Genomic DNA, 17,666 nt, shown 5'->3' with positions numbered 1-17,666 from the left:
CTCAAACAATCTCGATTTTTCCTCCTACACGGCCGCTGCACGACTTTTCCTGATTTGCATTTTTCAGAAGAAACGCTCGATTTTTATTATTGAATTCAAGGCAACTATCTTCTGACAGGAACCCCATTTATCCGCAAAGGTAACCGCAAGACACTCCTCCTCATCCCAGAAGGAGTGCTCTCATGCCAATCGCCTTACTCGCGCTGACCCTCAGCGCCTTCGCCATCGGAACGACCGAGTTCGTCATCGTTGGCCTCATTCCCACCGTCGCTGCCGACCTCGGCATCGGCCTTCCCTCGGCCGGCCTGCTGGTCAGCCTCTATGCGCTGGGCGTTGCCATTGGCGCGCCGGTGCTCACGGCCCTCACGGGCAAGCTGCCGCGCAAGGCGCTGCTGCTCGGGCTGATGGCGCTGTTCACGGTCGGCAACCTGCTGGCGTGGCAGGCGCCCAGCTATGAATCGCTGATTGCCGCCCGCGTGCTCACGGGGCTGGCGCACGGGGTGTTCTTCTCGATCGGCTCGACGATTGCCACCGGCCTGGTGCCGAAAGAAAAGGCGGCGAGCGCCATCGCGATCATGTTCACGGGCCTCACGGTGGCGCTGGTCACGGGTGTGCCGCTGGGCACGTTCATCGGGCAGCACTTCGGCTGGCGCGAGACCTTCCTGGCGGTGTCGGCGCTGGGCGTGGTCGCCTTCATCGGCAGCTGGATCTTCGTGCCGGGCAACATCCGCCACACGCCGCCGGCCTCGCTGGCGCAACAAGCCAAGGTGCTGGCCGAGCCGCGCCTGCTGCTGGTATATGCCAAGACGGCCATCGGCTACGGCGGCTCGTTCATTCCGTTCACGTTCCTGGCGCCGATCCTCACGGAGGTGTCGGGCTTCAGCGCCGGCGCGGTGGGCTGGGTGATGCTGGTGTACGGCATCTCGGTGGCGGTGGGCAACATCTGGGGCGGCAAGCTGGCCGACCGCATGGGGCCGATTCCGGCGCTGAAGATCATCTTTGCGCTGCTGGCGGCCGTGCTGCTGGTCTTCAACTTCGCGGCGCCGCACAAGTGGCTGGCGCTGGTGGCGGTGCTGATGTGGGGCGCGGTGGCGTTCGGCAACGTGCCGGGACTGCAGGTGTACGTGGTGAAGCAGGCCGAACGCTTCACGCCGCAGGCGGTGGACGTGGCCTCGGGCCTGAACATCGCGGCCTTCAACCTGGGCATTGCCGGCGCGGCCTGGGCCGGCGGCCTGATCGTGACGCACCTCGGGCTGATGCACACGCCCTGGATCGGCGCGCTGGTGGTGCTGGTGTCGCTCGCCCTCACGCAGTGGAGCGGCTCGCTCGACCGCCGTGCCGGCATTCCGGTGCGCGCCTCGGGGCCGGTGCCGGTCGGGCACTGAGCTTTCCTCTCCTCTCTTCTTTTTCTTTCTTTCTTTGAACACAAGGAACACACACGCCATGACCACGAACAACCACACCCCCATTCCCGCCTTCGGCCTCGGCACCTTCCGCCTGCAGGGCCAGGTGGTGATCGACTCGGTGAAGAACGGCCTCGACCTGGGCTACCGCACGATCGACACGGCGCAGATCTACGGCAACGAAGCCGAGGTGGGCCAGGCCATTGCCGAAAGCGGCGTGGCCCGCAACGAGCTCTTCATCACCACCAAGATCTGGACCGACCACTACGCGAAAGACAAGCTGGTGCCCAGCCTGAAAGACAGCCTGGCCAAGCTGCGCGCAGACCATGTGGACCTGACGCTGATCCACTGGCCCTCGCCCGGCAACGCGGTGCCGGTGGCGGAGTTCATGGGCGCGCTGGCCGAGGCCAAGGCGCTGGGGCTCACGAAGCAGATCGGCGTGTCGAACTTCAACATCGCGCTGATGCAGGAGGCCATTGCCGCCGTGGGCGCGCCGGCCATCGCCACGAACCAGATCGAGCTGCACCCCTACCTGCAGAACCGCAAGGTGGCGGCCTTCGCGCAGAGCCAGGGCATCCGCATCACCTCGTACATGACGCTGGCCTACGGCAAGGTGCTGAACGACCCGGTGATCGGCGCGATTGCCGCGGCGCACGGCGCCACGCCCGCGCAGGTGGTGCTGGCCTGGGCGATGCAGCTGGGCTACGCGGTGATTCCGTCGTCGACCAAGCGCGCGAACCTCGAAAGCAACCTGAAGGCGCAGCAACTCACGCTGACCGAGGCCGAGATGGCGCAGATCGCCGCGCTCGACCGCAGCGCGCGGCTGACCGATCCGCAAGGGCTGTCGCCGGCGTGGGATTGATCACCCCGGCCATTCCCGGCCGCTTTTGTGCGACCGCATTCGCGGGTCGCGCGTGCGCCGATGACGCGCTCCCAACCGGTTGACGATAGACAACAGTGTTAGCGCGCTCGCCCACATACAACGCCCCGTCATCAAACGGGAGCGTATCGAATGGAGCGAAAGATTCTTGTGGTTGGAGACCCACCAGTCCCTGGTGGTCGAATCCTTCCCTACAGCGGACCCATGTTCGACCTGCACGGGCATCGGGTCGCCCTGATCGGCGGCAGGGCCTATTGCGAGGGCTGCAACAGCGTCGGCATCATTGCCAAGGCCGGAGGGCCGCGGCGCCCTCGATTCATCTCGGAGGCTGCGCTGGAAGGAGACGTGGTGGTCTGCCACTGTCCGGTGCCGCAGCCGCTGGTTGCCACACTTCAGCACACATCGACCTGCGACGACGGGGCTTGGCAGGCTGCTACGGCGCTGACGAATCTGGCGGCATCGGCGATGACGGCAGTCACCGCGCCTTCAGCGGAGATGGCAGCCCTGAAGCAGGCGGTGGACGAAGGCGTCACGCATCCACCCGAAGCGGAGCAGACCGAAAGAATCTGCCCGAACATGACGAACAAGGAGTTCGCCGCCTTGGTGATGAAGCTGCGCGACATGGCGGTCGACTACATTGCGAGAAAGCGGCTCCCTGAACTGGAGCGATGGGACAAGGGAGCCCAAGCCCGGGTGAGCGAATGGTTTGGCGTGGCCGATCAAGGCATCCGCGAACATCTGCAGAAAGGCCTGTCCGCATGCATCCGTGTGCTTCAAGGCATGGAAGCGAAAAACTTCATTCGATACACGGAAGACGGCAAGGTGGCGACCTGCGTTCTGCCCAGCGCGAACGGCGCCGCCGCGGCAGTCTGCAAGCCGGACACGGGCACCCACACTGTGGCGATCGCGCTTGTCTTCTGCAACTTCAGGTTCGACAACAAGACCAACTTCGACACAGGTGCCGTGCTGGACGGTGACTCGCGATTGCTCACGCTGATCCATGAGGTCACCCACTTCGACGACACCTTTGGCTCGGACGACACCTGGTACGGAACCTCGAACTCCAGAGAGCATGCGAAGGAATTCAAGTCCCGGCTGAATGCAGACAGCCTCGCGGCCTATATTCTTGGCGTTACCCGCTAAGGCACATCGTGATCAGGCATCTGAAATCTCTGAGGGGCGTGGCTCTCGCTCTGGCAACACTCGGGCCGACCGCCGTACTCGCATGCAGTCCCATCAAGGTCTTCTACGTGTACTTCGACCGAGACTCCGCGGCCGTATCGGCCGATCAAGTGCTGCGGCTTGGCAGCTGGATGACAGAGCTTCGAATGCGCTATCCCAACCACGAGGCGATCTATGTCGGAGCCTCGGTCGAGCCCGAGGAGCGTGACCATCGCCCTCACGGGCTGGGTTTGGAACGAGGTCGCAACGTGACCCGCGTGCTTCGGGAGAACCTGCAATTCACCGCCAGGATCGATCTTCCGAAAACCAGCCACGTTGTCGGCCGTGAGCCGTCTGCGAACAAGTCGGTAGAGAACCAGCGGGCCCTCGGCGTTCAGCTCGACTTCTTGCCGGCCTGTCCGCATGAATGCACCTGCCAGATGGGTGACCCGCTCTACAAGGCACCGGCTCCGCGGCGCTCGACCGGGGCGAGCGGCTGAGGTCCGAAAACAGAAATGACGCCGCGCGGCAGAATGCAGTGACCCCTCGGGGCGCCCTCATGGGCGCCCTTTTTCTTCTGCTTCTTTTCGCTTGCCAGCCATGACCGACCTTCACACCCGCATCTCCGACAGCTTCAACGCACAGGGCCTGATGGCCACGCTCGGCGCGCGGCTGGTGCATGTGGGCGACGGCGAGGTGCACATCGAGATGCCGTTCTCGAAGGCGCTGTCGCAGCAGCGCGGCTATGTGCATGCGGGCGCGGTGACGAGCATCGTCGACAGCGCCTGCGGCTACGCGGGGCTCACGAAGGCGCCACAGGGCTGCGACGTGGTGACGGCGGAGTTCAAGATCAACTTCATGCGGCCCGCGCTGGGCGAGCGCTTCCTGGCGGTGGGCCGGGTGCAAAGCTCGGGCAAGCTGCTCGCGGTGTGCACGGGCGAAGTGCGTGCCTTCGCGAAGGCGGGCGACACGGACTACAAGGTGGTGGCGATGATGCAGGCGACCATCGTGAACGTGCAGTGAACGAACGACACGTCGCTTCGCGCGGCTAGCAGCGCGGCGTGGTGGCTTCGCTCTGTTCTTGTTGTTGCTGCTGCTTCTGCTGCTCGGCGATCACCGCGCGGCACAGGGCCTGCAGCTCGGCCGCGACGATGTCGGGCGCCTTGCGCAGCTCGGCAATGTCGCGCTCGCCGACGCAGTGGCCTTCGAGGCGCACGTAGATGCGACTGAAGTTGCCGCCGAGCGCGCGCGCAATGTCGCGCAGGCAATCGGCCACGCTGGCAAAGCCGGTGTGGCTGTACGAGCTGGGCGGGATCACGCCCTTGGAGCGCGGCGCGCGCACGGAATACAGGTACGACGCGCCTTCAGACCGCAGCTCCACCACGGGCTGCAGACCTCTCTGAACGTCGCCGTTGCCTTGCTTTCCTTGCATGGGGCGAAGTGTAAATCTGGCGAAGGCAGAATCTGCCGACCAGGCCGAAGGCCGCTTCGCGAGGGGTGGCTCTTCTTCATTTTTTGTTGGTTCACCGCGGCGCGTTCAGAGTACAGCCGCCGTTCACACTTCATCAATCCATGGCCAATCGCTCTTACCTCTACAGCCTCACCAACCGGCCCACGGCGTACACGGACCGGCCCGAAACCATCTCGGGCCTCTCCGAATGGAACTACGACATTCCGTTCATGTACCGGCTGCTGATGTCGGGCGATCCGCAGTTGTGCGCGTCGCTGATCTCCGATGGCCTCGACAGCGACGAAGGGGATGAGAAGGTCAGGCTGTACGCGATCAGCGGTCGCTTCGAGCCGGGCTTTGCGCGGGTGAAGCGGCTCATCGACATCATGCGGTACCTGGCGGCGCAGGCGCCGGTGCCTGCGCCCGCACCCGCAGCGGCGCCCGTCGTGGCCGCGCCGAAGGCCACGTCGTTCGTCGACCGGCTCAAGGGCTGGTTCTCGCCGCCCGCCGCACCGAAGGCACCGCCTGCGGCTGCCGCGCGCGCAGCGGCCACACCCGCGACGGGCTCGACGCAGCTGCCGGGCTGGCTGGACGAGACCCTGGCTTTTCTCGAAACCCACCGCAACGAGCACCTGCTGCTGGAGACGGTCGAGCTCGACACCATGACCGAATCGGAAGAGGCCCCGCTGCGGGCCTGCGTCGAGAAGGAGCTTGCCCGCTGCCAGCAGGCCGGCGCCGCGCTCGATGCGCTGCCGCAAGACATCGCAGCGGCGGCGCAGTTGCTGCGCGAAGCCGGTGCGACCAAGCAGGCGGCCCCGCTCGATGCGTTCTTCGGGCTGCGCTTCGACGACGACTGCGACAGCACGCGCAGCCGCGCCACGGAATATCCGCTGGGGCTGCAGTGGTACGACGTGCTGTACTTCGGCCTGCTCAACCGCGCCGAGTTCGAAGCCGCAACGCGCGGCGACGCTGCCGCTGCGTAGCGCTTCAGTCGCCGCGTCGCGGCTCGGCCCACGCCGAGAGGATGCGCACGGCTTCGGCGTCCATCTTCTGTTCGGCCGGCTGCGCACGCGCGGCCAGCGGTGCGCCGGCTTCGGTGCGCAGCACGTCGACGTCGATGGGGTGGCGCGCCGCCACGGTCACGCCTTTGAATGCCTCGCCCGACTGCGCGAGCGTGGCCGCGTAGTACAGCTGGCCGATGCCCGCGATGTGCATGGCCGCCACGCACATGGCGCAGGGCTCGCACGAGGTGTAGAGCTCGCAGCCCGACAGGTCGACGGTGCCCAACCGGCGGCAGGCATCGCGAATGGCCTCGACCTCGCCATGCGAGGTCGGGTCGTGGTGCGCGACGGAGTGGTTGAAGCCCTCGCCCACCACCTCGCCGTTCTTGACGACGACGGCGCCGAAGGGCTCGGTGCCGGGCTCCTGGAGTGCCCGGGCCGAAAGGGCCAGGGCGCGCTGCATGAAGTGTTCGTTGTACATGGGTCTGATCTCCTTGGGTCTCAGGCCTTGCGGGCCTGGTCGATGGGGGACGGCGCGGATGCGGCCTGCGCGCCGAACAGGCCGGCCGTGGCACTCGCGTAGCGGCGCGGGTCGAAACGCAGCACGGCGGGCAGCAGCAACACGGTGACGGCGGCCAGGTAGGCCCAGGCCATGGTGAAGCCACCGGTCTGCTCGCGCACCCAGCCGGTGACGAAGGGCGCGAGCGCCGCGATCATGAAGCCCACGCCCTGCATGAAGCCCGCGAGCGCGCCGGCCTGCGCGGGGTCGGGCCGGTGGTCGAGCGCCAGCACCATGCACAGCGAGAACGCACCGCCCAGGCCGGCGCCGAGCACGACGGCGATGACGGCCGCCGGCACGGGCAGCGCGAGCCCGAGCGCCGCAAAGCCCGCCAGCTGCGCCAACAGCGCACCGACCAGCCAGCGCCGCAGGTCGCGCTGGCCGCCGCGCCGCGCGAGCGCCGGCAGCGTGAGCGCGCCGACGACCTGCGCCAGCGTCATGAGCGCGAGCACGGCGCCGCCCTGCTGCGCCGTCCAACCGCGCTCGGCATGAAAGTAATGCGGCAGCCACGCGACGAGGCTGGTGTAGCCGCCGTTGATGAGGCCGAAGCACAGCGCCAGCAGCCACGCGCGGCGGTGGCCGAAGCAGCGCAGCCAGGCGCGGTCGAGCGAGGGGTCGGCGGCGCGTGCGGATGACGACGCGGACGGCAGCTGCCGCGCACCACGCAGCCACGCCACCAGCGCCACCACCGCGAGCACCGCCCACATCGCGAGGCCGGCGTGCCAGTCGAGTTGCGCCTCGCCGCCCACGGCGCGCGCGAGCCACGGGCTGGCCATGGCGCCGAGCCCGCCGCCGCCCATGATGGCGGCCGAGTAGAGCCCGGTCATGAGGCCGAGCCGCGCGGGGTAGGCCTGCTTGACCACGCCGGGCATGAGCGCCTGCACCAGCCCCACGCCCGCCCCCGCGAGCGCGGCGCTCCACAGCAGCGCCGCGGCGCCGCCCGCCACGTAGCGGCCGGCGCAGGCCAGCGCGATGGCGCCGAGCCCGAGCGCAATGCCGCCGCGCGCACCCAGCCGCTGGCCCACGGCTGCGCCCGACAGCGACACCGCGCCCATCGCGAACATCGGCAACACCGTGAGCAACGCGACGGCGTGAAAGCCGATGCCGGTCGCGGCACGGATCGGTTCGAGCAAGGGGCTGCTCGACGTGAGAAAGGCGCGCAGGTTGAGCGCCACCAGCACGACCACGCAGGCGAAGAAGACCGGGCCCGCGCCGGTGCGCGAGCTGTCGGTTGCAGGGCGTGCGGCGCGGCTCACGCGGGCACGGCGCCGGGCACGAGCGTGCCGTGGCGCGCGACCACGCGGCCACCCGACACCACGAGCTGGCGCACGGGGCGGCTCACCACGGCCTGCGCGGGCGTTTGCGCGTCGACCAGCACGAGGTCGGCGCGGCAGCCCACGTCGAGCCCGTAGGCCGCGAAGCCGCAGCCGCGCGCGCCAGCGTGGGTGACGGTGTCGAGCGCCACTTCGAGCTCGTCGTCGCGGCGCAGGTTGTAGCGCAGGCCGATGAGCATGGCGCGCTCGAGCATGTCGGGGTTGCCGTAGGGCGACCAGGTGTCGCGGATGCCGTCGTTGCCACCCAGCACGGTGACGCCGGCGGCGCGGCACGCCATGAGCGGCGGCACGTTGCGCGAGGCCGGCGCGCTGGTGACGAGCACCACGCCGAGCTTCGCCATGCGCGCGAGCAGTGCGTCGCGCTCGCGTTCGCTCACGTCGCCCAGGCAGAAGCCGTGGCTGATCGCGACCTTGCCCTGCATGCCGAGCGCCTCGGTGCGCTGCAGGATCAGCTCGAGCGAGAAGGCGCCCATGGCGCCGGGCTCGTGCAGGTGGATGTCGACGGGGCGCTGGTGCTTGTGGGCGATGCCGAAGAGCACGTCGAGCGACTTCACGGGGTCGCCGTCGATGGCGCAGGGGTCGAGGCCGCCGAGCACGTCGGCGCCCAGGGCCAGCGACTGGTCGAGCAGCTCGGCCGTGCCGGCGCGCCCGAGCAGGCCCGACTGCGGAAACGCGACGACCTGGATCTGCTGCACCTCGCGCAGCGTCTCGCGCGTGCGCAGCGTGCCTTCGAGGTGGCGCAGGCCGGCCTGGGTGTCGACGTCGACGTGCGTGCGCAGGCGCGTGGTGCCGAGCGCGAGAAAGGCCTTGGCCAGCACCAGCGACTGCGCGGAGGCGTCGTGCCCGCTGGCGTGGCGGAAGGCGCGCTCGTTCTCGATCTTGTCGGTGAGGTTCGTGCCGACCTCGTTGCGGTACCAGTCCATGCCCCACATGGTCTTGTCGAGGTGGGTGTGGCCTTCGACGAGGCCGGGCAGCAGCAAGGCGCCCTCGCCTTCTTCGACGGTGGCGCCGGCCGGCGCGGCCAGCGCCGCGCCGATCTCGGCGATGTGGCCGTCGTGCACGCGCACATCGACAGGAGACGCACCCAGGGGGCGCACGTTGCGGATCAGGAGCTGGGTCATTCGGTTTCGTTCGTGGGTCAGAGGCAAAGGAAGACCGGTCAGGCGGGTTGCGCCGCCACGGTGCGCGGCAGCACGCGCGGCGTGACGAGCGCCACCGCCACGAAGACCATCGCGTTGACCGCCAGCGCCACCAGCCCGGTGTTGAGCGACTTGAAGACCACGGGCGCCGCCGGGAACAACGTGCCGAGGTTCGCGCCGGTGGTCATCGTGAAGGCCAGCACCGCACCGCCCGCGAGGATGCCCGCAAAGGCGGCGTGCTTGCTGCCGAAGGGTTTCTTCATGAGGCTGAACAGCAGCGAAGGCAGCAGCTGCGTGAGCAGGCTCGACGCGAAGATGGCCACGGCCACGATGGTGGTGCCGCCGCGCAGCACGAAGTACACGGCCACCAGCGCGAACAGGGGCAGCACACCGCGCGCCACGCGCGAGACCTGCTTGTCGGTGGCGTGCGGCGCGAAGCCTTCCTTGTAGACGTTCTTGCCGATCACGGTGGAAGCGGTGAGCAGAATCATCGAGCCCGGCACCAGCGCGGTGAGCACGCCCGTGCCGCCGATCACGCCGACGAACCATGGGTCGAAGGTGTGCTTCACGAGGCCGAACAGGGCCAGGTCGACCTCGGAGCCCTTGAGCCCCGGCACCTGCAGGATGGCCGCGAAGCCCACCAGGAACAGGAAGGCGATGACCACCTGGTACAGCGGCATCAGGATGGTGTTGCGGCGCACCGCGCTCGCGCTGCGCGCGGCATACACCGAGGTCAGGTTGAACGGGTACAGGTAGTAGCCCAGCGCCGTGAGCAGGATGGTCGAGTTGTACCAGGTGAGGTTCAGGCCCTCTTTCGGAAACTCGAAGAAGCTGGGGTTGGCCGCGTGGATGGCGCTGAACATCGGCGTGACGCCGCCGTAGTAGTGCCAGGGCAGGTACACGCCCAGGAACACGGCGAGCACGAGGATCAGGATGTCCTTCACGATGGCGATGCTGGCCGAGCCGTGGATGCCCGAGAACAGGATGTAGCTGACCATCACCAGCGTGCCGATCCAGATCGCCACCTGCGGCGCGATGGAGCCGTACGAGGCCTCCGACACGATGATGCCCAGCCCGCGCAGCTGGATGGTGAGCAGCGCCACCATGCCCATGAGCGCGACCACCGACACCAGCACGCCGAGCGGGCGGCTGTCGTACTTGTGGGCGAAGAAGTCGGAGAACGACACCAGCTTGTGCGCGGTGGCGTAACGCCAGATGGCCGGCAGCATCCAGAAGGCCATGAGGTAGGCCAGGCCGCCGTAGGCCAGGATGTAGAAGGCCGGCGAGCCCTTGCTGTACGACCAGCCGCTGGCGCCCAGGAAGGTGAAGGTCGAGAACGACTCGCCCGCCATGAGCAGGAACACCATGATCGTGCCCAGCCCGCGCCCGCCCAGCGCCCATTGCTCCAGGCTCATGGTGCGCCCGCGGCGCGCGAGCACGGCCAGGCCGAGGGCGCCGGCCACGAACAGCGCGATCACGCCGAGTGCGGCGTTCATCGCGCGTCTCCTGCGGCCTTGGCGGCCTGCGCATCTTGCGCGTCGAGGTCGCCTTCGGCGCGGTCGATGACCACCATGACCAGCGAGGTCAGCACCAGCCAGCTCACGTTCCAGACCATCAGGAAAGGCATGCCGAGCACGAAGGTGGGCGCGACGGACGACAGCCATCCCCCGCTGAAGAAGGCGGCGACCGGCAGCAGGGCCAGCCATTTGGCGAGTTTCATGGGATGCCTCTGTGTGTTCGGGTGGTTGGAAATTCGATCTTCTTTTGGTTAACCATTTTAAATATTTTGGTTAACCAAACGGCGCGAATGGTACGGAGCCAAGCGGGCCGCGTCAATCCGGGGGCTTTCCCGGAGGTGGCGAGGTGCAGGCAATAATCCGCAGGCCCATGCCTGCCGCCACCCGCCGATCCGCCGCGCCCGCCCCTTCGACCGAACCCATCGAGTCCGCTGACGACGCGAACGTGGACGAGCGCGTCTACGCCGCCGTGTCGAAGGCGCTGCTCAGCGGCAAGCTGCGCCCCGGCACGCCGCTGCGCGAGCGCGCGCTGGCCGAGGCGCTGGGCTGCACGCGCGGCGCGGTGCGCAAGGTGCTGGCGCGGCTGGGCTCCGAGAAGCGGCTGGTGCTGGAGCACAACCGCGGCGCCTTCGTGCCCAACCCGTCGATCGACGACATGCGCGGCATCTACCGCGCGCGCCGCATCGTGGAGGCCGGGCTGGTCGCCACGCTGTTCGGCCGGCTGGCGCGCGACCAGGTGGCCGCGCTGCGCAAGCACGTGCAGGCGGAGCAGAAGGCGTTCAAGGAAGGCCGGCGCGAGGACGCGATCCGCCTGGCCGGCGATTTCCACCTGCTGCTGGCGCAGATGGCGGGCAGCGACGAGCTGCTCTCGTACATCCGGCGGCTGATTGCGAACACCGAGCTGTACAAGGCGCTGTACGACTCGGCCGAGGCCGCGAGCTGCGCGCCGCGCGAGCACGAACAGATCATCGAAGCACTCATGGGCGACTCGCTCGACGCCGCGCTGGCCGTGGCGCTGGAGCACCTGGACGAGCTGGAGCAGCGCGTGATCGCGGGGGCGGCGGCGGAGCAGGAAGTGGATCTGGCAGCGCTGCTGAACGGCGCTGCGCCGGCGCGAAGCCACGGGCACGATCACTGAGGCTTCGCGCCCACGTTTCGTCCGTCAGCGAAGTGTCGAGGGGCCGGTCTCGCGAAGATCGGCGCACCATGCCAACGACCCCGCTCGCCGCTTCAAGCCGACCCCACGCCCCTGCCTTCGAATGGGCGCTGCTCGCGGTGCTCGCGACCTGCTGGGGCGCTTCGTACACCTTCATCAAGATCGGCGTGGCGACGATCCCGCCGGTCACGCTGATCGCGGCACGCACCCTGATCGCCGGGTTGCTGCTGCTCGCGGTGCTGCGCCTGCGCGGCGTGCGCTTGCCCAAAGACGGCGCGACGTGGCGGCGCTTCGCGCTGCAGGCTGGCCTGAACAGCGTGCTGCCGTTCACGCTGATCGCGTGGGCCGAACGCAGCGTGGATGCGGGGCTGGCGACCATCCTCAACTCGACCTCGCCGATCTTCATCTTCCTGCTGGGCTGGGGCCTGGGCGGCTCGGGCAAGCCCACGCTGCAGCGCCTCTCCGGCGTGGGGGCGGGGCTGGCGGGCATCTGCCTGATCGTGGGCTTCGAGGCACTGCAGGGGCTGGGGCATTCGCTGCTGGCACAGCTGGCGCTGGTGGTGGCCGCCGTCTGCTACGGCTGCGCCGCGATGTTCGGCCGCGTGTTCAAGGGCCTGGACCCGATGGTGCCCGCGGCCGGCTCGCTGTTGAGCGGCGCAGCCCTGCTCGTGCCCGCGAGCCTGGCGATCGACAGGCCCTGGACGCTCGCCCCTTCCGCCGCCTCGGTGCTCGCCGTGCTGGCGTTGGCGGTGCTGTCCACGGCGCTGGCCTTCACGATCTACTTCCGGCTCATCAAGACGCTGGGGCCGATGTCGACCTCGGCGCAGGCCTACCTGCGCGTGCCCATCGGCGTGACGATCGGCGTGGTGTGCCTGGGCGAAACGCTGGCGGCCACGGCGTGGATCGGGCTGGCCTGCGTGGTGGTGGGCGTGGTCGCGATGACGATGCCCGACACACAACTTTTGCGCCGGGGCCTTCGTTTTTTACGCGGCTTTTAGACCCGCGCTTCTACGCTGCCGGCTCCTCCATCCGTTAGCGAATTCTTTCGATGAAACACCTCCTTCGCACCGCCTTGCCGGTGCTCGTTCTTCCCACCCTGTTCGCCCTGCCGATGCTCGCCAATGCGCAGCTCACGGGCAACGTGGCGCTGACCACGAACTACAAGTTCCGCGGCCAGGACCAGGACATGCTGGGCAAGAACGACTACGCCAAGACCCGCGGCTTCAAGCCCGCCGTGCAGGGCGGCTTCGACTACGCCTTCGGCGACAGCGGCTTCTACATCGGCAACTGGAATTCGAGCGTCAACTGGCTCAAGGGCAACAGCATCGAGAGCGACCTCTACGGCGGCTACAAGTTCAAGGCCGGCCCGCTCGACATGGACGTGGGCGCTCTCACCTACCTGTACCCGGGCAATTCGACGGGCAACACGACGGAGCTGTACGCCAGCGCGGGCTACACCGACGCCACGCTCGGTTCGTTCACGCTGAAGTATTCGCACACGGTGTCGAAGGACTACTTCGGGTATGCCGGCGCCAAGACCGGCTCGGGCCGCACGGGCCGCAACACCGGCTACCTGAACCTGGCCTACAGCAAGGAGATCGTGCCCAAGGTCACGCTGAAGGCGGCCGTGGGCTACACGAACATGTCGAGCGACATCCGCAGCCTGGGCTACAGGAGCTACGTGGACTACAACGTCGGCGCCACGTACGACTTCGGCAGCGGCCTCACGCTCACCGGCTCGGTGCAGGGCGCCAACAAGAAGAGTTCGTACGTTTCGGTGGCCAACCCGGGCTTCGACTACGGCTTCGGCACCGTCGGCCAGACGACGTACTCGCCGAACAAGGCGCGCTTCATCCTCACGCTGACGAAAACGCTCTGATCAGTCGATGCTGATGTTCGCCGCCTTGGCGACTTCGGCCCACTTCACGCGGTTGGCGTGCACGGTCTTCTTGAACTGGGCGGGCGACTCGATGCGCACGGTGTTGCCCTGGCTCTCGAAGCGCTCGCGGATCTCGGGCTGCTCGAGCACGGTCTTCACGGCGGCGTTGAGCTTGTCGACGATGTGCGCGTCGGTGCCCTTGGGCGCGAAGATGCCGAACCAGATGGCGCTGTCGAAGCCCTTGGTGCCAGGCAGGCCGCTGGAGGCGATGGTCGGTACCTCCTTCACGGCCGGCACCGCCGTGGCGGTGGTCACGCCCAGCAGGCGCACCTTGCCGGCCTTGTAGTGCGGCAGCACGGTCTGCACCTGGTTCATGATGCAGCAGGTCTCGCCGCGCACCACCGAGGTGATGGCCTCGGGGCCGCCCTTGTAGGGCACGTGGACCATGTTCAGGCCCAGGCGCGAGTTGAACTCGGCAAAGGCCATGTGCGTGCCCGCGCCGTTGCCGGTGGAGGCGTAGTTGTACTTGCCGGGGTTGGCCTTCACCAGCTCGACGAACTCCTTGAGCGTGCGCACGTTGATCACGTCGGGGTTGATGGTGAGCACGTTCGACACGTCGAGCACGGGTGCCACAGGCACGAAGTCGGCCTCCACGTCGAAGGGCAGCTTCTTGTACAGCGCAGCATTGCTGCCGTGCGTGGCGGCGGTGCCGAACGAGAGCGTGTAGCCGTCGGGCTTGGCGTGGGCGACGTACTCGCTGGCGATGTTGCCGGCCGCGCCCGACTTGTAGTCGATGATCACCGGCTTGCCGAGCTGGCGCGACAGCGGCTCCTGGATGGCGCGGGCCACCACGTCGACGCCCGAGCCGGCCGGGAAGCCCATGATCAGTGTGACGGGTTGTTGCGGCCAGTCGGGCTGGGCCAGCGCCAGGGTCGATGCGGCAGCGGTGCAGAGCAAGGCGCCAGCGGCCAGCAGGGCGCGACGCGGGAAGGGAGAATGGGCCATGTCGGTCTTTCTTCGAGGCGGACGGTGCAGGCGCCGATTGTGGCGCGCGGCTGATATCTGTTTGCACATGTGCTTATGCACCGCGCCCCTTGCCTCTCCATAATCGCTCCATGGTCCGCCCCACACAACAACTCCACACCCATCGCGAACCGGTGCCCGTGCGCGCCGCCGCCACCGTCCTGCTGCTGCGCGACACCGACGCCGGCCTGGAGGTCCTCATGACCCGCCGCTCGGCCACCGCGAGCTTCGCGCCCGGTGCCTACGTCTTTCCGGGGGGCCACATCGACGCGGCCGACGCCGCCGCCGCGCGCATCGCGGCACGCCGCGCCACGCAGAGCGACACGCAGCACACGCAGGCCATCGCCGCGATCCGCGAGGCCTTCGAAGAACTCGGCATCCTGCTGGCCCGCCACGCCGACGGCCGCGCGGTGAGCGCCGGCGAGGTCGCCGCCATGGACCGCAACGCCACCGCCGGCACGGCCTTCGCCGACCAGTGCGCGGCGCGCGGCCTGGTGCTGTCGGCCGACCAGGTCTTCACCTTCGCGCACTGGATCACCGACCGCGACCTGCCCAAGCGCTTCGACGTGCCCTTCCTGGTGGCGCGCATGCCCGAGGGCCAGGTGCCCACGGCCGACGAGAGCGAGCAGTTCGAGCCCTGCTGGGTGCGCCCGGCCGACGCGCTGGCGCGCCACGAGGCGGGCAGCTTCTTCATGATCTTCCCGACCATCCGCACGCTGCAGCGCATGGCGGCCTACGCAACGGTCGACGCGGTGCTCGCGGCCTGCGCGCCCGGGGCCGACGGCCAGGAGAAGCCGCTGTGGACCAGCTGCCCGCGCGCCGGCCTGCTCAAGGGCGAAGACGCGCGCTACATGGAACACGAGTCGCCCTTCGGCGAGCTCGCGCTGGTGTGCCCCGACGGCCAGATCGCGCACGCGCTCGACTGGCAGAGCACGCAGCCCGTGGCGCTGCTGAAGAACGTGCAGCGCCTCACCGCGCCGAACCCCAGCGCCATGACCGGCCCGGGCACCAACACCTACCTCGTGGGCGACGCGGCCACCGGCTACCTCGTGATCGACCCGGGCCCGAACGACGCCACGCACCTGGCGCGACTGATCGAAGCCACGCAGGGCGACATCCGCCTGATCGTCTGCACGCACTCGCACGCCGACCACTCGCCGGGCGCCGCGCCGCTGCAGGCGCTGTGTCCTGCAGAGCGCAAGCCGCCGATCCTGGGCCTGTCGTCCGCGCCCACGGCCCGTTCCACCGCGCGCTTCAGCGCCGAGCGCGAACTGGCCGACGGCGAGCGGCTGGTGCTCTCGGGCACCGCGGCCGACGGCACGCCACTCACGCACACGCTGCGCGCCATCCACACGCCCGGCCACGCGGCCAACCACCTGTGCCTGGTGCTCGAAGAAGACGGCCTGCTGTTCTCGGGCGACCACATCCTCAACGGCAGCACGACGGTGGTCGACCCGCCGGACGGCGACATGACGGCGTACCTCGATTCGCTTGACAAGCTCGACGCGGCCTGCGCGGCCGGCGGCATCGACTTCATCCTGCCGGCGCACGGCTACGTGATCGGCTTTGCGCGCACCGCCATCGCGCACCTGAAGGCGCACCGCCTCAAGCGCGAGGCCAAGATCGCCGCCGCGATGCAGCGGCTGCCCGACGGCACGCCCGAGCAGTGGCTGCCGCTCGCCTACGACGACGTGCCCGAGCGCATGTGGCCGGTGGCGGCGCGTTCGCTGGCGGCGCACGTGGCGCGCATCCGTCAACTGGCCGACGCACGATGAACCGCTCGAACCGCCCCTCGGCACCCGACGACGAAGGCGTGCGCCTGGCCAAGCGCGTGGCCGCGATGGCCCAGGTGTCGCGCCGCGAGGCCGAGCTGCTCATCGAAAACGGCGCGGTGCGCGTGGACGGCGTGCCCGCTCTGCTGCCGCAGTCGCGCGTGCAGCCGCACCAGCAGGTCGAGATCGCCGCCGGCGCGCGGCCCGAGCCCGTGGTGCCGGTGACGATGGTGCTCTACAAGCCCGCCGGCATGCCGACCGACAACGCCCACCAGCTGCTGGTGGCCGCGAACCACCACGAGCCCGAGCGCGAGGGCCAGCGTTTTCTGCCGGCGCATGCGCGCGGCCAGCGCTGCATGACGCCGCTCGAAACCGGCGCCAGCGGCCTCGTGGCCTACACGCAGGAATGGCGCATCGAGCGCAAACTGCAGGAAGACGCGGGCATCCTCGAACACGAAGTGATGGTCGACGTGGCCGGCCCGGTGAGCCCCGAGGTGCTGGCGCGGCTGGAGCGTTCGCCCGCGCGCGTGAGCATCGGTCGGCAGTCGCCCGAGCAGACCGGCCTGCGCTTTGCGCTGAAGGGCGCGCGGCCCGGGCAGATCGCGCACATTTGTGACGGCGTGAACCTGCGCATCGTCGCCATGCGGCGCCTGCGCGTGGGCCGCGTGTCGCTGGCCGGGCTGCAGCCGGGACAGTGGCGCTACCTGGCGCCGAACGAGCGTTTTTGAAAGCGGCTTGAGGACGACGAGGCAGCACCGCAAACTGCCACCTGAAGACAGCGGCCCCGCGCCGCACACGGGAGATACCAGCACCATGAAGTTCGGCACACCGATCCGCACCCTGGCCTGCACCCTGCCCCTGACGCTGCTGGCGGGCTGCAGCTATCTCACGGCCCTGCTGTTCCCCGACGCGCCGGTCGGTTCACCGACCGAAGCGACAACAGCCGCGCCACCCGCCGTGGTTTCCAAAGACGGCCTCGCGCCGATCACCGCGGTGCAGGTGGATCGCATCCGCGAAGCCGTCGGCGGCAAGCCCCCGAGCCCCGCGGTGGGCAAGGTGGTGGGGAGCGCGTCGCCGACCATCGAATCCTTCTTGCGTACCGAAGGCTGCATCACGGCGCGCAACGGCGCGGTGCTCAACCCCTTCGCGGCGCCCGGCCGGCTGTTCGACGGCACGGGCTTCCAGGGCGGGCCGATGGCCGAGATGCAGTACCACGACAAGACCGCCTGCGTGACGGTGCAGCGCATCCAGAACTGGAAGCTGGTGTCGCCCCGGCTGTTGCGCTTCGAGGTGGTCTACGTGGGCGACGACGGCGAGGAGCGCGCCGTCAAGCGCCACGAACTCATGCGCCAGCCCAAGGGCGGCTGGCTGTTCACGCGCTGAGCGTGGTGG

General features: G+C 68.7%; 19 protein-coding genes. 12 read left to right on the top strand and 7 right to left on the bottom strand.

The annotated features are described in order from the left end of the window. The first annotated feature begins 182 nt into the window (after nucleotides 1–182). From AC1RLW_RS28400 to AC1RLW_RS28380, 5 genes are all read left to right on the top strand, one after another. The gene (locus tag AC1RLW_RS28400; RefSeq protein WP_354345761.1) at nucleotides 183–1,385 is read left to right on the top strand and encodes an MFS transporter; all 1,203 of its coding nucleotides are present in this window, start codon (nucleotides 183–185) and stop codon (nucleotides 1,383–1,385) included. A gap of 58 nt (nucleotides 1,386–1,443) precedes the next feature. Then, nucleotides 1,444–2,265: a 2,5-didehydrogluconate reductase DkgB gene (dkgB, locus tag AC1RLW_RS28395; protein ID WP_493195918.1), complete on the top strand. Its 822-nt coding sequence runs from the start codon at nucleotides 1,444–1,446 to the stop codon at nucleotides 2,263–2,265. A 222-nt stretch (nucleotides 2,266–2,487) separates the two neighbouring features. Further along, nucleotides 2,488–3,426: a M35 family metalloendopeptidase gene (locus AC1RLW_RS28390; protein WP_493195916.1), complete on the top strand. Its 939-nt coding sequence runs from the start codon at nucleotides 2,488–2,490 to the stop codon at nucleotides 3,424–3,426. A 107-nt stretch (nucleotides 3,427–3,533) separates the two neighbouring features. Further along, nucleotides 3,534–3,944: a hypothetical protein gene (locus AC1RLW_RS28385; RefSeq protein ID WP_493195915.1), complete on the top strand. Its 411-nt coding sequence runs from the start codon at nucleotides 3,534–3,536 to the stop codon at nucleotides 3,942–3,944. A gap of 100 nt (nucleotides 3,945–4,044) precedes the next feature. Continuing rightward, nucleotides 4,045–4,467: a PaaI family thioesterase gene (locus tag AC1RLW_RS28380; RefSeq protein ID WP_493195914.1), complete on the top strand. Its 423-nt coding sequence runs from the start codon at nucleotides 4,045–4,047 to the stop codon at nucleotides 4,465–4,467. Between the two features lie 25 nt (nucleotides 4,468–4,492). Here the strand turns inward: AC1RLW_RS28380 and AC1RLW_RS28375 are convergent, their stop codons facing one another. Next, nucleotides 4,493–4,876: a hypothetical protein gene (locus AC1RLW_RS28375; RefSeq protein ID WP_369631231.1), complete on the bottom strand. Its 384-nt coding sequence runs from the start codon at nucleotides 4,874–4,876 to the stop codon at nucleotides 4,493–4,495. Nucleotides 4,877–5,016: 140 nt separating this feature from the next. Between AC1RLW_RS28375 and AC1RLW_RS28370 the strand changes: the two genes are divergently transcribed. Continuing rightward, nucleotides 5,017–5,877 (top strand): DUF7822 domain-containing protein, encoded by an 861-nt coding sequence (locus AC1RLW_RS28370; protein ID WP_493195913.1) that lies wholly within the window; start codon nucleotides 5,017–5,019, stop codon nucleotides 5,875–5,877. A gap of 4 nt (nucleotides 5,878–5,881) precedes the next feature. On the opposite strand, the gene AC1RLW_RS28365 is transcribed toward AC1RLW_RS28370, so the two are convergent. The 5 genes from AC1RLW_RS28365 to AC1RLW_RS28345 are packed head-to-tail and all read right to left on the bottom strand — an operon-like array spanning nucleotide 5,882 to nucleotide 10,647. Beyond that, nucleotides 5,882–6,376 carry a nucleoside deaminase gene (locus AC1RLW_RS28365; RefSeq protein WP_447741076.1) on the bottom strand — a complete coding sequence of 165 codons (495 nt, stop codon included), beginning with the start codon at nucleotides 6,374–6,376 and terminating at the stop codon, nucleotides 5,882–5,884. A 20-nt stretch (nucleotides 6,377–6,396) separates the two neighbouring features. Then, the gene (locus tag AC1RLW_RS28360) at nucleotides 6,397–7,710 is read right to left on the bottom strand and encodes a cyanate transporter (RefSeq protein WP_493195912.1); all 1,314 of its coding nucleotides are present in this window, start codon (nucleotides 7,708–7,710) and stop codon (nucleotides 6,397–6,399) included. Then, complete coding sequence (locus tag AC1RLW_RS28355; protein ID WP_493195911.1) at nucleotides 7,707–8,909, bottom strand: amidohydrolase family protein; 1,203 nt, start codon at nucleotides 8,907–8,909, stop codon at nucleotides 7,707–7,709. The genes AC1RLW_RS28360 and AC1RLW_RS28355 overlap by 4 nt, the downstream gene beginning before the upstream one ends. Before the next feature lie 38 nt (nucleotides 8,910–8,947). Beyond that, on the bottom strand, nucleotides 8,948–10,423 hold the full coding sequence (locus tag AC1RLW_RS28350) for a sodium:solute symporter family protein (RefSeq protein WP_493195910.1): 1,476 nt from the start codon (nucleotides 10,421–10,423) through the stop codon (nucleotides 8,948–8,950). Next, the gene (locus AC1RLW_RS28345; protein ID WP_307695628.1) at nucleotides 10,420–10,647 is read right to left on the bottom strand and encodes a DUF3311 domain-containing protein; all 228 of its coding nucleotides are present in this window, start codon (nucleotides 10,645–10,647) and stop codon (nucleotides 10,420–10,422) included. Before AC1RLW_RS28345 ends, AC1RLW_RS28350 begins: the two co-directional genes overlap by 4 nt. Before the next feature lie 167 nt (nucleotides 10,648–10,814). On the opposite strand from AC1RLW_RS28345, the gene AC1RLW_RS28340 reads away from it, so the two are divergent. The 3 genes from AC1RLW_RS28340 to AC1RLW_RS28330 all read left to right on the top strand — a co-directional run bounded on the left by AC1RLW_RS28340 (nucleotide 10,815) and on the right by AC1RLW_RS28330 (nucleotide 13,479). Then, nucleotides 10,815–11,582, top strand: coding sequence for a GntR family transcriptional regulator (locus tag AC1RLW_RS28340; protein WP_159273846.1), 768 nt, complete (start codon nucleotides 10,815–10,817; stop codon nucleotides 11,580–11,582). Between the two features lie 68 nt (nucleotides 11,583–11,650). Further along, nucleotides 11,651–12,598 (top strand): DMT family transporter, encoded by a 948-nt coding sequence (locus AC1RLW_RS28335; RefSeq protein WP_493195909.1) that lies wholly within the window; start codon nucleotides 11,651–11,653, stop codon nucleotides 12,596–12,598. A 50-nt stretch (nucleotides 12,599–12,648) separates the two neighbouring features. Beyond that, entirely contained in the window at nucleotides 12,649–13,479 is an 831-nt protein-coding gene (locus AC1RLW_RS28330; protein ID WP_493195907.1) for a TorF family putative porin, read from the top strand. Here AC1RLW_RS28330 and AC1RLW_RS28325 read toward each other — a convergent pair whose 3' ends face one another. Further along, complete coding sequence (locus tag AC1RLW_RS28325; protein WP_095743580.1) at nucleotides 13,480–14,484, bottom strand: Bug family tripartite tricarboxylate transporter substrate binding protein; 1,005 nt, start codon at nucleotides 14,482–14,484, stop codon at nucleotides 13,480–13,482. It lies immediately after the preceding gene. 110 nt (nucleotides 14,485–14,594) lie between these two features. Here AC1RLW_RS28325 and AC1RLW_RS28320 point away from each other — a divergent pair, with 110 nt between their 5' ends. From AC1RLW_RS28320 to AC1RLW_RS28310, 3 genes are all read left to right on the top strand, one after another. Next, a complete protein-coding gene (locus AC1RLW_RS28320) occupies nucleotides 14,595–16,277 on the top strand; it encodes an MBL fold metallo-hydrolase (protein ID WP_493195906.1) in 1,683 nt (560 codons plus the stop codon). After that, nucleotides 16,274–17,002, top strand: a complete 729-nt coding sequence (locus AC1RLW_RS28315; protein WP_159278590.1) for an RNA pseudouridine synthase — start codon at nucleotides 16,274–16,276, stop codon at nucleotides 17,000–17,002. Before AC1RLW_RS28320 ends, AC1RLW_RS28315 begins: the two co-directional genes overlap by 4 nt. 85 nt (nucleotides 17,003–17,087) lie before the next feature. Then, entirely contained in the window at nucleotides 17,088–17,657 is a 570-nt protein-coding gene (locus tag AC1RLW_RS28310) for a hypothetical protein (RefSeq protein ID WP_493195905.1), read from the top strand. The last annotated feature ends 9 nt before the right edge of the window (nucleotides 17,658–17,666 follow it).

The sequence above is a fragment of the Variovorax sp. GW822-FHT04A09 genome (assembly GCF_058801005.1).
Note: the sequence above shows the minus strand (reverse complement) of the source record. Positions and strands in the feature narration are given on the sequence as shown.

Coding starts and splice junctions, on each gene's coding strand:
- AC1RLW_RS28400 (WP_354345761.1), top strand. CDS start 183: ATGCCAATCGCCTTACTCGCGCTGACCCTCAGCGCCTTCGCCATCGGA.
- dkgB (WP_493195918.1), top strand. CDS start 1,444: ATGACCACGAACAACCACACCCCCATTCCCGCCTTCGGCCTCGGCACC.
- AC1RLW_RS28390 (WP_493195916.1), top strand. CDS start 2,488: ATGTTCGACCTGCACGGGCATCGGGTCGCCCTGATCGGCGGCAGGGCC.
- AC1RLW_RS28380 (WP_493195914.1), top strand. CDS start 4,045: ATGACCGACCTTCACACCCGCATCTCCGACAGCTTCAACGCACAGGGC.
- AC1RLW_RS28375 (WP_369631231.1), bottom strand. CDS start 4,876: ATGCAAGGAAAGCAAGGCAACGGCGACGTTCAGAGAGGTCTGCAGCCC.
- AC1RLW_RS28370 (WP_493195913.1), top strand. CDS start 5,017: ATGGCCAATCGCTCTTACCTCTACAGCCTCACCAACCGGCCCACGGCG.
- AC1RLW_RS28365 (WP_447741076.1), bottom strand. CDS start 6,376: ATGTACAACGAACACTTCATGCAGCGCGCCCTGGCCCTTTCGGCCCGG.
- AC1RLW_RS28355 (WP_493195911.1), bottom strand. CDS start 8,909: ATGACCCAGCTCCTGATCCGCAACGTGCGCCCCCTGGGTGCGTCTCCT.
- AC1RLW_RS28350 (WP_493195910.1), bottom strand. CDS start 10,423: ATGAACGCCGCACTCGGCGTGATCGCGCTGTTCGTGGCCGGCGCCCTC.
- AC1RLW_RS28345 (WP_307695628.1), bottom strand. CDS start 10,647: ATGAAACTCGCCAAATGGCTGGCCCTGCTGCCGGTCGCCGCCTTCTTC.
- AC1RLW_RS28340 (WP_159273846.1), top strand. CDS start 10,815: ATGCCTGCCGCCACCCGCCGATCCGCCGCGCCCGCCCCTTCGACCGAA.
- AC1RLW_RS28335 (WP_493195909.1), top strand. CDS start 11,651: ATGCCAACGACCCCGCTCGCCGCTTCAAGCCGACCCCACGCCCCTGCC.
- AC1RLW_RS28330 (WP_493195907.1), top strand. CDS start 12,649: ATGAAACACCTCCTTCGCACCGCCTTGCCGGTGCTCGTTCTTCCCACC.
- AC1RLW_RS28325 (WP_095743580.1), bottom strand. CDS start 14,484: ATGGCCCATTCTCCCTTCCCGCGTCGCGCCCTGCTGGCCGCTGGCGCC.
- AC1RLW_RS28320 (WP_493195906.1), top strand. CDS start 14,595: ATGGTCCGCCCCACACAACAACTCCACACCCATCGCGAACCGGTGCCC.
- AC1RLW_RS28315 (WP_159278590.1), top strand. CDS start 16,274: ATGAACCGCTCGAACCGCCCCTCGGCACCCGACGACGAAGGCGTGCGC.
- AC1RLW_RS28310 (WP_493195905.1), top strand. CDS start 17,088: ATGAAGTTCGGCACACCGATCCGCACCCTGGCCTGCACCCTGCCCCTG.